Source organism: Actinomadura sp. NPDC048021, assembly GCF_040653135.1.
GTDB classification, from domain to species: domain Bacteria; phylum Actinomycetota; class Actinomycetes; order Streptosporangiales; family Streptosporangiaceae; genus Spirillospora; species Spirillospora verrucosospora.
The window spans coordinates 40737-54871 of sequence record NZ_JBEZJQ010000024.1; the positions used below are offsets into that span (position 1 = coordinate 40737).

General features: G+C 74.7%; 11 protein-coding genes. 5 read left to right on the forward strand and 6 right to left on the reverse strand.

Features of this window, described 5'->3' with window-relative positions; genetic code table 11:
- Positions 1-92: 92 nt before the first annotated feature.
- Positions 93-266: a hypothetical protein gene (locus AB0C87_RS32050; RefSeq protein WP_345183698.1), complete on the forward strand. Its 174-nt coding sequence runs from the start codon at positions 93-95 to the stop codon at positions 264-266.
- Positions 267-313: 47 nt separating this feature from the next.
- On the opposite strand, the gene AB0C87_RS32055 is transcribed toward AB0C87_RS32050, so the two are convergent.
- Positions 314-697: a hypothetical protein gene (locus AB0C87_RS32055; protein ID WP_360580932.1), complete on the reverse strand. Its 384-nt coding sequence runs from the start codon at positions 695-697 to the stop codon at positions 314-316.
- A gap of 215 nt (positions 698-912) precedes the next feature.
- Here AB0C87_RS32055 and AB0C87_RS32060 point away from each other — a divergent pair, with 215 nt between their 5' ends.
- Positions 913-1542 (forward strand): ATP-dependent Clp protease proteolytic subunit, encoded by a 630-nt coding sequence (locus AB0C87_RS32060; RefSeq protein ID WP_345183701.1) that lies wholly within the window; start codon positions 913-915, stop codon positions 1540-1542.
- Positions 1539-2141 carry an ATP-dependent Clp protease proteolytic subunit gene (locus AB0C87_RS32065; protein WP_345183703.1) on the forward strand — a complete coding sequence of 201 codons (603 nt, stop codon included), beginning with the start codon at positions 1539-1541 and terminating at the stop codon, positions 2139-2141. The genes AB0C87_RS32060 and AB0C87_RS32065 overlap by 4 nt, the downstream gene beginning before the upstream one ends.
- A gap of 8 nt (positions 2142-2149) precedes the next feature.
- On the opposite strand, the gene AB0C87_RS32070 is transcribed toward AB0C87_RS32065, so the two are convergent.
- Positions 2150-2542: a helix-turn-helix transcriptional regulator gene (locus AB0C87_RS32070; RefSeq protein WP_360580934.1), complete on the reverse strand. Its 393-nt coding sequence runs from the start codon at positions 2540-2542 to the stop codon at positions 2150-2152.
- Between the two features lie 89 nt (positions 2543-2631).
- On the opposite strand from AB0C87_RS32070, the gene AB0C87_RS32075 reads away from it, so the two are divergent.
- On the forward strand, positions 2632-3756 hold the full coding sequence (locus AB0C87_RS32075; protein ID WP_360580936.1) for an FAD-binding oxidoreductase: 1125 nt from the start codon (positions 2632-2634) through the stop codon (positions 3754-3756).
- Here the strand turns inward: AB0C87_RS32075 and AB0C87_RS32080 are convergent.
- The 4 genes from AB0C87_RS32080 to AB0C87_RS32095 are packed head-to-tail and all read right to left on the reverse strand — an operon-like array spanning position 3753 to position 13085.
- Positions 3753-7319: a P-loop NTPase fold protein gene (locus tag AB0C87_RS32080; RefSeq protein ID WP_360580938.1), complete on the reverse strand. Its 3567-nt coding sequence runs from the start codon at positions 7317-7319 to the stop codon at positions 3753-3755. The genes AB0C87_RS32075 and AB0C87_RS32080 overlap by 4 nt on opposite strands.
- Positions 7316-10108, reverse strand: a complete 2793-nt coding sequence (gene fxsT, locus AB0C87_RS32085) for an FxSxx-COOH system tetratricopeptide repeat protein (protein ID WP_360580940.1) — start codon at positions 10106-10108, stop codon at positions 7316-7318. Before fxsT ends, AB0C87_RS32080 begins: the two co-directional genes overlap by 4 nt.
- On the reverse strand, positions 10105-11100 hold the full coding sequence (locus tag AB0C87_RS32090) for a MoxR family ATPase (protein WP_360580942.1): 996 nt from the start codon (positions 11098-11100) through the stop codon (positions 10105-10107). The genes fxsT and AB0C87_RS32090 overlap by 4 nt, the downstream gene beginning before the upstream one ends.
- Positions 11100-13085: a trypsin-like peptidase domain-containing protein gene (locus AB0C87_RS32095; protein WP_360580943.1), complete on the reverse strand. Its 1986-nt coding sequence runs from the start codon at positions 13083-13085 to the stop codon at positions 11100-11102. The genes AB0C87_RS32090 and AB0C87_RS32095 overlap by 1 nt, the downstream gene beginning before the upstream one ends.
- Positions 13086-13378: 293 nt before the next feature.
- Between AB0C87_RS32095 and AB0C87_RS32100 the strand changes: the two genes are divergently transcribed.
- Entirely contained in the window at positions 13379-14089 is a 711-nt protein-coding gene (locus AB0C87_RS32100; protein WP_345183721.1) for a TetR/AcrR family transcriptional regulator C-terminal domain-containing protein, read from the forward strand.
- Positions 14090-14135 lie beyond the last annotated feature (46 nt).

The window sequence follows — 14135 nt, forward strand, 5'->3', positions numbered from 1 at the left end:
ATCGAGCACCTCGGGCACCAGGGGAATGTTTAGATCGAGGTCGGGGCGGTAGCGAGCGGACCGATTGCTTCGGTCGCCTCGGGAGACGAGACATGCCACTTTCAGACCAGCCGCACCGCGACCAGTCATGCGCATCCGAGGACCCGGCCGGCGACCAGGCGGGCGGGCTCCCGGCCTCCACCGCCGCCCGCTACGCCTCCTTCACCGCGGCGACCTCGCCCACCCCGGCCGCCCGCTCCCCGCTCACCGCGTCCGACTCCTCCTGACCCCGGCGCGGCTCGCCCCGGCCGGACGCCCGGCGGCGGCGCCACGCTCACTGCTCGCTTCGGGTCGCGTCCCCGGCGGTGCCGCTCGCGCCCGTCCCGAGGTGCCGGACGCGGCGCTCGACGTCCCTGCGGGCGCCGCCGGTGTCGGGCGCCGGATCCGACCCGAGCGTCCCGGCGGCCTGGCTCGCGCCCGTCCCCACACCCCGGACGCGCCGCTCGACATCGGCGCGGGCCCGCTCGCCCGCCGCCTCCGGCGCGCGGTCGCCTGCGGCGCCGTGCCCGCCCGTCCCGAGGTGCCGGACGCGCTCCCGCACGTCGCTCTCGGCCTCGTCCCCGCCCGGCCCGGCCTCGGTCTCCAGCATCCCGGGCCGGTCGCTCGCGCCGGTGCCGACGCGCTGGACGCGCCGCTCGACGTCCGTTTCGGCGTCCAAGCCCCTGGTCTCCTCGCGCACGGCTTCCCCCCGGCGTCCGTCCCGGCCTCATGTCCCGAGGACTGCTGATACCCGCTCTGAGCTGGCGACACGCCCTCGCGGGCGCAAAGACGCCGCCCGGCGCGCGGACCCGGGCGGGCCGCGCTGCTCTGGGCGGATCCGCCCAGAGCAGCACAGGCTTCGACCGGTGCGCGGGCGGGCGCAGAGTGAAGGGCATGAGCGAGGAACAGGCAATCCCGTTGTTCAACGAACGAGTGCGGCGTGAGCTCTACCAGCAGCGCGTCCTCGTCCTCGACGGCCCGCTGGACGACGACAACGGCACGCTGCTGGCGACGCAGCTGATGATCCTGGCGAGGGAGGACGCCTCGACCGACATCGCGCTGTGGATCCATTCCCCCGGCGGGTCGGTGCCGTCGATGCTGGCGATCCGCGACGTCATGCGGCTCATCCCGTGCGACGTGTCCACACTGGTGCTCGGCATCGCCTACAGCGCCGGGCAGTTCCTGCTGTCGTCCGGCACGCCCGGCAAGCGCCGCGCCATGCCGCACGCCCGCGTGCTGATGCACCAGGGCTCCGCCGGGATCGCGGGCGCCGCCGTCGACATCGAGCTGCAGGCGAACGACCTGCGCCACACCCGCGACACGGTGCTCGGGCTCATCGCCGAGGACACCGGCCAGCCCATCGAGCGGGTCTTCGAGGACTCGCTGCACGACCGCTGGTACACGGCGGGCGAAGCGCTCGAATACGGCTTCGTCGATGCGATCGTCAGCACGTTCGACGAGGTCATGCCGACCCGACACCGACCCGTGGGGCTCGGCGCCCCGTCCGGAGGAGCCGCACGATGAGCACCTACACGATCCCGAACGTCATCGCGCAGCACCCCCGCGGCGAGCGCATCATGGACGTCTACTCGCACCTGCTGACGGAGCGGATCATCTACCTCGGCACCGCCATCGACGCGGGCGTCGCGAACGCGCTCGTCGCGCAGCTGCTGTACCTGGAGTCCGACAGCCCCGAGCGCGACATCCAGCTGTACATCAACTGCGAGGGGGGAGACCCGAGCGCGATGCTCGCCGTGTACGACACGCTGCGCTACATCCGCCCGCAGGTGGCGACGACGTGCGTGGGGCAGGCGGTCGCCGTCGGCGCCGTCCTCCTCGCCGCGGGCACTCCCGGCAAGCGCGCGGCGCTGCCCCACACCCGCGTCGTCCTGCACCAGCCGATGGGCCAGGGCCGCGGGGCGATCCCGGACCTCATCCTCCAGGCGGACGAGGTCGTCCGGGTGCGCGCCGACATCGAGAGCATCCTGTCCCGGCACACCGGGCAGGACATCGCGACGCTGCGCGCCGACACCGACCGCGACCGCGTGTTCACCGCGCACACGGCGCTGGACTACGGCCTCATCGACCACGTGATCGAGGAGCGGCAGCCGATGCCCGCGTAGCGGACCGCCTACGCCGCCAGGGCGTACGCGGCCTGGCAGGTCGGGCCGGCCGGAGCCCTTCCGGCCGGCACGGCCAGCAGGGTCGTCGCGATCGCGAGCGTCAGGTCGCCGAGCGTCACGTCCAGCGCGCCGGCGACGGCGGCGATCATCTCGCTGGACGGCTCCTTGACGCCGCGCTCCATCTCCGAGAGGTACTGCGGCGACACCCCGGCGCGGCGGGCGGTCTCCACGAGGATCTCGCCCCGTTCGAGGCGCAGGCGCCTCAGGCAATGGCCGAGCGCGTCGCGCCACAGCGGCTCCTCCGGACGGGGCGCGCTCGGCTCGCGAGGCGCCTCGTCGGCGGGCATGTCGTCGGCGGGCATGTCGTCGGCAGGCATGAGCGGTCGCACGGTCTCGGCCATGCGCACATCGTAGATCGGCCGTGCCGCGGGCCCCAGAGATTCCGCGCACCGCAGAACCGCGGGGCGGGGACGGGTGTCATCCTGGGGGCATGCGCGTCCTGGTCGTGGGAGCAGGGATCATCGGCGCCGCGCTGGCGGACCGGCTCACCCGCCCCGCGCCCGGCGCCCCCGCTCGCGTCACCGTGGTGGAGGCGGAGGGGCCCGGCGCCGGGACGTCCGGCACGAGCTACGCCTGGATCAACGCCAACGACCCCGCGGACCCGGCCTACCACCGGTTCCGGACGGCGGCGATGTCCGCCTGGCGCGACCTGGCGGCCGGGTTCGGCGACCCGGCCTGGTACCGGCCGTCGGGCAACGTCACCTGGGCGGCCGCCGACGGCGCGAAGGAGCGGCTGGCCGACCGGGTCGCCCGCCTCTCCGGCCTCGGCTACGCCGCCGGACTGATCACTTCCCACCGCCTCCGCGAGCTGGAACCGCACGTCGCCGCTCCACCGGACGCGCTCATCGCGCACTACCCCGGCGAGGCCCACCTGCACGGAGGCCCCGCCGCGCGGGCCCTGGTCCGGCGCGCCCGCGACTCCGGCGCCGACCTGGTGGCGGGCCGCCGGGCGGTCCGCCTCACCACGGACGGCGACCGCGTGACCGGCGTGCGGCTCGACGACGGCCGCGACCTGGACGCCGACCTCACGGTCTGCGCGGCGGGCCGGCACAGCCCCGCGCTGCTGGCCACCGCCGGGGCCGCCCTCCCGCTGGTCGACCCGTCCGAGCCCGGTTCGGCCGCCCCGTGCCTCGTCGCCACCACCTCGGCGGCAGAGGGCGTCCTCAACGGACTCGTCCACGCCCCCGGCCTGTCCGCCCGCCCCGCCGCCACCGGGGGACTGGTCCTGGAAGCCGACGACCTGGACGCCGGAACCGACGAGACGGCCTCCCCGGCGCACGTCCGGGCGGTCGGCGACGAGCTGCTCGCCCGCGCGCGTGCCCTCGTCCCCGCCCTCACCGCGCAGGTCGCCGAAGTGCGGCGCTGCGTCCGCCCGCTGCCGGTGGACGGCTACCCCCTCGTCGGCTTCCAGCGCCCCGGCCTGTACACCGCCGTCACCCACAGCGGCATCACCCTCGCCCCCCACCTCGCCGCCCTGATCGCCGAGGAGATCGCCGGCCGGCCGTCCGGAGCGCTCGCCCCCTACCGCCCGAACCGCGCGGCCCCTCACCCCTAGAGGTACCGGGCCGCGACCTCGCCGATCTGCTCGCCGGTCGTGAGGAAGGCGCGCAGGTCGTCGCCCCAGCCCGGCGGCGGCTCGGACGGGACGGCGGGCGCCGGGCTCGGCGACTCCGGCGACGGCTCCTGCGCCTTGAAGACCGGGAACGCCTCGGCGAGCGCGGTCCGCCAGGCGTCGTCGTCGTCGCGGGCGGCCTTCTCCAGCTCCACCAGGGGGTGGCCGGGGCCGGCCGCGCCGAGCAGGCTCACGACATGGGGCCAGCGGATCGCGAACGCGGCCAGCTTGGCGATCTGGCTCTGGGACGGCACCGCGACGCCCAGCAGCCGCTGCCGCTCGGCGATGAAGCTGTAGAAGCGGAACAGGTTGACGAAGCGCTTGATCTCCCGCGGGTTGCGGGACGGCAGGACCGCCATCACGCCCGACAGCGCGGAGTAGGCGTCGGTGTCGCTGTAGAGGTCGGAGACGACGCGGCTCGCCGCGGTCAGGGCGGCCGGGCGCAGCGGCGCGGGCAGCCCGAGCACCTCCGCCTGGACCGCGAGCGCCGTCTCCCGGAGGGTCTGCGGCGTCGGGCGCCGGGCCCGTATCCCGGCCTCGATCTCGGCGACGACCCGCGGGTCCGGCCGTTCCCCGGCGTTGTCCCCGCCGTCGGGCGGCGGCGCGCCCTCGGGCATCCGCCGGGGTGGACCGGCGGCGGGCGGAGCGGGGGCGGGCGGAGCAGGGGCGGAGGGCGAGCGCCTGAGCGGGCCGCGGCGCCGCCGGGACACCGGCCGCTCCGGCGGGGGCGCGGCGGTCCGCGCTCCGCCCCGGGGCGCGGGCGGCTCGGTCAGGGAGCGCAGGTAGCCGTCGAACGCCTCGCCGGGCCCCGGGACGCTCAGCGGCAACTGGACGATCTTCTCCAGGAAGCGCCAGCCGAGCGTGGACCAGTCGCCCGCGAGCCTCCCGTCGCGCTGTGCCCTGGCCAGATCCTGGTAGGCCGCCTCCACATGGGCCGCCACCACGCCCGGCTCCATGCCGAGGACGAAGACACAGTGCCGGAACTCCCCGGCGAGGAACAGGTTGATGGCCTCGATGACCTGGGTGACCGTGCCGGGGGAGCACCGGTCCAGGTCGTCCACGAACACCACCAGCGGCCGCTCCTCCGTGGCGATGAGGTCCAGCACCCGCTTCATGTCGGTCTGTATCAGGTGCAGGAAGCCCAGCCTTCCCGCGTAGCCGGGGTCGGGCACCAGCTTGTCGAAACCGGCCTTCATCTCACCGGCCAGAAGGCGGTGGCCGCCACCGAGGAGATCCGGCTTGCGCACCAGCGCGCTGAACGGGCCGGCGGCGGTCCCGCCGAGGAACGCCAGCGTCCGCCACACGCCGGCCCCGAGCAGCGCGAGCGTCCCGCCGCCGATCAGCGGGGCGACGGCGTCGTCGAGCAGGCCGCGCACCGGCCCGGCGAGCCGGCCGACGGCAAGCCCGGCCAGGATCACCACCACCGCGACCGCCCAGACCGCGAGGAGCGGCAGCAGCCGCTCGGCCACCAGCCGGTACGCGCGCCGCCGGACGACGCCGCGGTCGACGCGCGCGAGGTTGAGCCGCAGCCAGAACCGCTCCCGGTCGGCGGCGGGGAGCCGCTCGGTGACCTGCGTGATGATCTCGTGGGCGAGCCCCGCCCAGACCTGCTCCCCGTTCTGGTACATCCAGGGGTTGAACCAGACCGTGGGGCGCCAGGCGTCCCGGTCCAGCGGCGCGTCCTCGGCGAGCGTCACGTTCAGCGGCGCGGGCGCGGCGGGGGCGTTCGCCTGCCGCAGGACCTCCCGGTTGGTGACGCCGTCGTCTTCGGCGGCGCCGCGTCCCCGCCGCCACCGGCGCGGCCGGAACCGCCGCAGCCTCGCGCGGGACGGGCCGTCCAGCCTGACGCGGCACGGGCGGCCGCCGTCCCGCGGGTCCAGTTCGTTCTGGAGCATGCGCATCAGCGACGTCTTGCCCGCGCCCCAGGGGGCCTTCAGGCCGATGGTCAACGGGGGACCGGTCTGGGGATGGCGCAGGAACGCCGCGATCGCCTCGACGAGATGGGAGTGGTCGAGGCGGTCGCGCAGCGTCCAGAGGTCCGTGGCGATCAGCGGCTCGGGCCGGGACTGGTAGCCGCGGTCCAGCAGGAAGAAGCGGCGCGCCCGCTCGCGGATCGCCGCGACCTCCACGGGCGGGTCCTCGGCCTCCGCCCGCTCACGGGCGTACGCGCGCACGAGGCGGTGGACGCGGACCTTCTCCCCGTCCGGGGAGGTCTCGGCCAGTGCGGACCGCGTGAGCCGCTGGACGGCCTGGGAGATCTCGCCGGGGTCCATTTCTTCGGCGAGAAAGGAGATCAACCGCAGCGGAACCTCCTCCGGCTCGTGGTCGTCCACGAGCCCCAGCGTGCGGAGCACCCGCGCGGCCGTTTCCCCCAGATCCTCGTAGGCGCCGTCGAAGGCGGCCCTGCCGGCCGTGCCCGCGTCGGCCCTGGCGGTGCGCAGCCGGACCGCGAGGTCTGCCACGGACCAGTCCGGGTGGGTGCTGAGACGGCCCGCCACGATCATCAGCGCCAGCGGCAGCGCGTCGCAGAGTCTCACGATCTCCGCCGCCGCCTCCGGCTCGGCCTCGATCCGCTCCGTCCCCGCGACCCGCCTCAGCAGTTCCAGCGCCGCGGGTTCGTCCAGCGTCGAGAGATCCAGCGTCTCTGCCCAGGAGCGCGAACGAACGGACTTCCGCGTGGTCGCGATCACCAGTGACCGTGCCGGGCCCTCGCCGTCGGTGAGCCGCTTGACGATCTCAGGATCCGGGACGTCGTCGAGAACGAGCAGCAGGCGCCGGGACTCCAGCTGGTCGCGAAGCAGGCGGTACTGCTCCGGGAGCGTGGAGGGGATGTCGCCTGCGGGCGTGCCTATTCTCGCCAGGAGGTCGTCCAAAGTATCTGCGATCGAGTTCTGCTCACCGTCCTCCGCATGGAACGCGACGAAGTGGCTTCCGTCCGGGAAATAGGAGGTCAGGTAATGCGCCGCCCTGGTGGCCAGCGCCGTCTTGCCGACACCGCCCATCCCGCCGATGAGGATGGGCGTTTGAGCGGCACCGTCAAGGAAGGCGGCCTCCACTCTGGACACCAGACGGTGGAGCTCATCTTCTCGGCCCGCCAGGTTCACGGGTTCTGGCGGCAGCGAGGAAGGGGCGGCGGGCTGCTCGCCCGGCTCGGTCGAGGAGGGCTCCGGCTGACTCGGCTCTTGTGTCAGGTTCCGGCGGAGGTCCTCGTAGCGGGCGCGCCACCGTTCGAGGTCGAACAGGTCGTCATCGGTGACGCCGATGCGTTCGGCGTAGACCTGGCAGGCGTTCACGAAGTTCGCCACGAACTCCCAGGAGGGAACCGACTTGCTCGTGAGCGTGTCGGCGATGGCACGCTCCGGTATCTCCACACCGCCATTCGAGAAGATGACCTCGCTCAGGCCCTGCCAGGAGGGATCACCGGCAGCCCCGCGCACGCGTTCCAGTTCGGCGATGAATTCGGCGATGACGGCGGGCCGGTCCGAAGGGGACCCCGCCGCGCTCAACGCGCACCTTCCCGCATGGCGAGATACTCCCGGACGGCTCGCTGGCCGGGGTCGTCGTCCCCGTACAGGCCGGTCCACCGCTGCCGGGCCAGCTCGGCGAGTTCCCGCGCGCTGCGCCGGTCGCCGCCGGCCGCCAGGTAACGCATCTGCAGGACGACCAGATGCCGGACCTCCGGCAGATGGCAGTCGTAGACCTCCGACGGCAGCAGATGCGGCTGGATGTCCTTGAAGCGGCCCCAGCCCGCCGGATCGGCCGGGTCCTCCGGCGCGTACCGGTGCAGGAGCAGGTGTGCGGCGTGGCCGACGTTGACCCGGCGCAGCTCCGGCAGCGCCTCCTTGCGGCGCACGATCGTCTGGATCAGCCGGTGGACCTCCACGGTCTCGCGGTCGGTGTCGATCCGGACGAGCGCGAAGCGGCCGAGCCTCCGGAGGGCGACGTTGAAGGCCGCCGCGTCCCCGAGGAGCGGCGCGTACGGGCCGGGGAGGCCGCGGGCGCCGCCGCCGGACAGCAGGGCCAGCGGGATCGGCTCCGGGGCGAACATCGAGCACAGCTCCAGCAACGCCACCGCGGACGGATCCTCCTCGCGGAGCCGGTCGATGGCCATCTGCCAGGTCGCGTACAGCCGGACCGGGTAGCCCGCCGGGAGGTCGTCGGACAGCATGGACGGCAGCAGGTCGTCGAAGCGCCGCAGATGCTCCTCGATCGGCATTCCCGTCATGGCCCGCCACCGGGCCGCCTGCACGAGGGCGATCGGCAGCCACCCGGCGGCCTCGGCCATCCGCTCCGCGTCGGCGTCCGAGAGCCGCCGGCGGCCCCGCAGGAGGCGGTGGAGCAGGGTGACGCTCTCCTCGACGGTGAGCGTGCCCACGTCCACCGCTCCGCTCTGCAGCGCCCAGACCGGGTTGCGCGAGGTGACGATCAGGTGCCCGGAGCCCTGCGGCATCAGCTCTCCCAGCTCGCCCGGCTGCCCGGCGTTGTCGAAGACCAGCAGCCAGCGCGCGTGAGGCTCGCCCCGGCGCAGGGCGGCGAGCGCCCGGGACCAGGGTTCCCCGGCGTCGTCCGGCCCGGCCAGTCCGAGGCGGTGGGCGAGCTCGGTCAGGGAGGCGCGCACGGTGGCGGGCTGTTGGGCGGGCACCCACCAGACCAGGTCGTAGTCGTGGGCGTGCCGGTGCGCGTACTCGATGGCGAGCTGCGTCTTGCCCACCCCGCCCATCCCGAACAGGGTGAAGGGGAGTGGCGAACCGCCGACGTGGAGTGCGCCGCGCAGTTCCTCCAGCGTGCTCCGGCGTCCGGTGAAGTCGGGGTTCCTGCCGGGGACGGCGCCCCACACGGCCGGCGACCGGGGCGGGCGATGGGGCAGGGGAGGCGGTCGTCCGGTCGATGGCGACTCCGCCACGCGCGCCGTGTCCGGCGTGCGGACGGGGAGGGGGCGCACGACGCTTCGCAGCACCGTCTGGCTGACGCGCGCCCGGGATCCCGGCCCGGCCTCCTCGCCCGTCGGGCGGGCGGGGGCGAGGCCGGGCCGCTGCGAACTGAGCGCGTCCGAGACGACGCCGAGGACGCGCATGGCCTCGGTGCGCGTCAGGCGGGCGAGCAGGATGTCGCGGACGCCGGGCCGGAAGTCGTACTCGGCACGGTCCGGAGTGTCCGAGACGCGAAGGATGAGCCCGCTCAGCAGGAACTCGGCGAGGTGCCCGGTCTGGGTGTGCGGCGCCATCTCGCGCTGGACGAGCCGCATGGTCGGAAGGGACAGGGGCGCGGCCGCGAGGTAGCCGGCAAGGCTCAGCGCTTCGGGGGACGCGGAGGCGAGGAAGGCCAGCACGCGCTCGGAGGCGGACGGCGCGTCGCGGGCGGGATCCGCTGGACCGTCCTCCGCGCCGGGCTCCTCACGCGCTTCCGCGAGGTCGTCGGAGCCGATCACGTAGGCCACGCCGTGCGCCCATCCGGTGCCCTCCCCGGAGACGACGGTCGCCCAGGACCCGAACCAGCGGGGCTGGAACTCCAGAACGGGGACCGGCACGCCGCCCGGCTGCCGGGCGTCGGCCCGGTCCTGCCAGACCAGCCGGTCGTTGGGCGTGCCCGGCGGGGACCCGCACCGCCAGCGGACCCGCGTGAGCCGCAGGGCCGTCCGCCGCCACAGCCGCTGCGGCAGCATCTGCACGATCGCGGTCGGCTGGCTGCGCCCCCACCGCGCCAGCAGCCGCGCCATCGCGCCCGAGCGCCAGGCGGCCCCCACGCAGTCGCTCAGCACGAGGACCAGCTGCCGTCCCGAGGGCGTGACGACCTCGCCGGGCCGCCGCCCCCGCGCCCCGGCCCCGGTGCCCAGGACCGGCGGGTCCCCGCCCGCCCTCTGATCGGAGTCGACCGTCCAGACGCGGACGGCGCCGAACGCCCCGAGCTGCCCCAGCATCGTCCGCAGCGCGCGGGCGACCGGGCGCCAGACGTCCATGGACTCGCCGGTGTCGACGACGAGGACGAGCTCGGTCCGGTGGTCCCGACGGGGCGCGTCCACGGGCGGGAGCAGGCCGCGCCCGCCCGGCGCGAGGACCTCCCCGTCCCGCGGCGTCGCGGCCGTGGCCCGGCCGTCGCGCAGCGGCCTGAGCGCCCTCGCGAGATCGGCGGGGCGCGGCATCGTCGCCAGATCCGGCTCGTACACCCCGTACCGGACGGCGGGAGCCGGAGCGGGACGGTGATCGACCCGCATGTGCGCGGCCAGCCACAGCGCGTCGGCCACCTCCCGGCCCGTCAGGCCGAGGGCGCCGAGTTCGCCGAACAGCCGCTCGATCATGGGAGCTCGCCGGCCTCCGCGCTCCGCAGCAGGGTCTCGGCGAGCCGCTCGGCGTCCGGGGCCGCCCACGACGCGGTCAGGAAGATCGCGTTCAGCAGCTGGTCGACCCCGAGGTCGGCCCGGTCGCGGCCGTTGAGGAACTCCTCGATCAGCTTGATGCCGCGCGCCGTGAACTCGGTCCCGAGATGGGCCGTGACGATCGAGAGCAGCCGCTCGGCTTCGGGCCGGGCGACGTCCAGGCGCAGGCACCGCCGCAGGAAGCGGGGAGGGAACTCGCGCTCGCCGCTGCTCGTCACGACGATCATCGGGAGGTGGCGGCACCGGACGCGGCCGCCGCGCACGACGGCGGGCCGGCCGTCCTCGGTCACGACCTCCGCCTCCAGGCGGCCCGCCCCGGCCCCCCGCATCAGTTCCGGGATCATGAACTCGCCCTCTTCCAGCACCGCCAGCAGTTCGCTGGGGAGGTCGAAGTCGCTGTTGTCGAACTCGTCGATCAGCAGCACCCGGGGGCGCCGGGTCGGCAGCAGGGCGGTGCCCAGCGGGCCGAGGCGGATGAAGTCCCCGATCCTCTGGGACGGCGGACCGAGGCCGGCGGGCGTGGAGGCCTCCTGGAGGCGGCCGATGGCGTCGTAGGAGTAGAGCGCGGAGCGCAGGGTCGATCCGCGCGTGACCGGCCAGCGGATGACGGGGCCGAGCTTCAGCTCGTAGGCGATGCTGTAGGCGAGGCTCGACTTGCCGCTGCCCGGACTTCCGGTGACGAGGAGCGGGCGCCGCAGCAGGAGGGCGGCGTTCACCATCTGCACGGTCATGTCGTCCGCCCGGTACGACTGCGCCCGCTGCGCCCGGCGCACGCCCTCCGGCACCTCGTAGGTGACCGGACCGTCGTCGAACACCGACCAGGGCGGCGGCGCCGGCAGTCTGTCGATCCCGTCATGGGGTTCGCCGGTGCCCTGGTAGACGTACCCCCCGCCGTAGGGGTCGGGCTGGGCCATCAGGATGTCTCCTCTGCACGGTCGGGGACGTGTAAGGGGTCCGGCCGATCGCTCGGGAACCGTGCGGGGTCGTCCCAGATCAGCACTAATCGGTGGGGGAGGTCGCCGGACGCCTCGTAACCGTCCCGCTGAAGATCGCGGATCGCCTCGGGCAGGTCGGCGAGCCGCCTGCCCTCCAGCGACCTCTGGAGTTCGTCCGCCTCGTCGGACGCGGGGTCGCCGCTCGACCAGAAGACGACCGGCAGCCCCGCCGCGAGTGCCAGACGGAGTTGCCGGCGGCCGCCGGTGAGGAGGACGACGGGGCGTCCCGCCGCCTTCGGAAGATCTCGCTGGGCGGCCTCCAGGAGCACCGCCGCCACGACCGGGTCCGGGTCCGGCCGGCGCGGGCGGGACCCGCCCGGCCGGCCTCCGTGGGCGCGCATGCGGTCGAGGCTGCGGACCACGATCGGGAACCGCGCGCCGATGGGCGGCTCCGACGGGGTGCCGGGATCCAGCCGCCACTGGTCGACCGGGGCGCCGAGCAGGGCCGCCGGCAGGATGAACTCGATCACCAGTTCGTCGGAGGGGGGCGAGAGCCGGGCCCTGGCCTCGGGGAGCAGGGCGCGGATCTGCGCTTCGGTCTGCTCCAGCGTCCTCGGCTCGTCCGAGACGAGCAGTGGCACCGGTGGCCCTTCCTCCGGATGGAGCGACACGGTGGTCAGGAACCGGTGGGCGTCCAGGCCGTCCTCTTCGAGCTGGATCGTCAGGTAGGAGTGGCTCCTGCCGGCGGTGAGCTCCCGGGGCGCCGGCGCGGCCCGCACCTGCTCCAGGGGGAGGCCGATGCGCCGCGCGACCCGGACGGTCCAGTCGCGCAGTGCCGGGCCGAGGGCGGACGTCTCGTCCGCGGCCAGCCGGGACACGAAGTCCAGCAGCGGCGGCACTCCGTCCGGCGGCGCGGTGGCGTCCTCCAGCCGGTGCACCAGGTCGGCGAGGCCTTCCCCCGGGCCGAGCCGGGACGCGAACCGTCCGGCGCCCGAGGGCTGGAGCTCCTCCGCCCCGCGGACCAGCGGCACCAGTTCGAGCAGCTCCCGCCGCTCCGCGCCGGTGAGCAGGGGCGGCGGCACCAGGCGCTCGATCTGGCGGGTGAGCAGGTCGGCCTCCGCGCTCGCCGGGTGGAAGGTCCTGATCACCTCCAGCAGCGCGTGCAGCCCCCCGCCGAGCCCGGCGCACCATCGCGCCAGGCCCCACAGCTCCCTGCGGGTGGCGTCCGCCAGGCCGATCCGGGGACGCGAGCCCAGGCGCTCTTCCAGCATGTCGGCGTACACCGACCGGATGCGGGGCTCGGAGAGGCCGGGCACGGCCGCGAGCGCGTCGACCAGGACGCCGAGGTCGGCCAGTGACAGGGCCCCGTCGTCGTGACGGGGTCTCGCCGCCCCGTCCGCCAGCGGCGGCCACAGGTCCGCGATGTCCCGCACCGGGAGCATCCGCACCTCCTGCTCCGCCATCGAGGCCGACGTCACCATGCCGAGGACTTCGCCGGCCTCGGCCGACAGGACGGGCGCCCCGCTGAACCCCGGCGCCACGGGCAGGTCGACGCCGAGCGTCCGGGAGCCCGTGGCCCGCGCCGAGACCCACATCATCTCGTCACCATCGGAAGGAAAGCCGCAGATCCGCACCGTGGCCCCGAAGTCGTCGGCGGTCCGCACGGCCGGCAGCGGGTCGCAGTTCACCGGAGGACCGAGCAGGCTGAGGACCACCACGTCGCCCCGCCCGTCGCCCGCCGGCGGGAACCAGCCGCCGGGCAGCACCTCGGCCGCGCGCTTCTGGCCGAGCGCCGGCAGCTCCAGCGGGACCACCGCCGCCCGGCCCGGCGAGCCGATCAGATGAGCGCAGGTCAACGCCAGGCGGTCGCTGATCAGGAACGCCGTCCCGGTGACGTTGTCCCGCGGGTCCAGCACGCGTGCGAGCCACGGCGCCCTGCTCCCGCCGAGGGCCGGTCCGCCCACCGCTCACCGCCTTGAGCCGTCAGGAACGCCATTATTTCGGACGGCTCCGCTTTATCGCCATGGAGTTGGGCGAATGCTCAGAGCCTTTTCGGGAAGCGTTCGGGCGGGCGGGCACTTCAGAACCCACGGCAGCGAATAAAGCGTCAACCTCCGACATTTGTCGACCCTTTTTCGGGGTGGCAAAGAATAGCCGATGGGTGCGACCGGAACGGGGGCGGCGGATGCCGGCCGGCACGGGACGCGCCTGCGGGAGACTTACCGTGTACGGGTAGGGTGCGTCGGGAGGAAGATCCATGAGTTCACGGACCGGCGCCGACGAGGCGGCCGAGCGGCCGCGCGTCCCGCTGAGCCGCGGGCGGGTGCTGCGGGCGGCCGTGCGCCTCGCCGACCGCGACGGCCTCGAGGCGCTCACCATGCGCCGGCTCGCGCAGGAGGTCGGGGTCGAGGCGATGTCGCTGTACCACCACGTCGCCAACAAGGAGGCGGTCCTCGACGGCGTGGTCGAGGTGGTCCTCGACGAGATCATGGAGGCGGTGGAGAAGGCCGACGCCCCGCCTCCCGAGCGGGACTGGCGGGCGGCGCTGCGCGCGCGGATCCTGGCCGCCCGGGCCGTCCTGCTCCGCCACCGCTGGGCCCCGGGGCTGCTCGGCGCCCGCAGCACCGTGAACCCGTTCGTCATCGCGTACTACGACCAGGTCGTCGGGCTCCTCCGGGCGGGCGGTCTCTCGTACGACCTGTCCCACCGCGCGCTGCACGTCCTGGGCAGCCGGGCCCTCGGGTTCGCTCAGGAGCTGTTCCAGCCCGGCGAGGCCCAGGCCGCCGGCGACCCCGCGGTGATGGAGCAGATGGCCGGCCGGTTCCCCCACCTCGCCGGGATGCTCGCGGACGCCGTCCACGACGATCCGGACGGCACCCTGGGCTTCTGCGACGACCAGTTCGAGTTCGAGTTCGCCCTCGACCTGATCCTCGAAGGGCTGGAGCGGCGCCGAGCCGCCGGCGCCTGACCCCCTACCGGACGCTGCCCGCCGGAAGTCCGCCACGCCGCGCCCC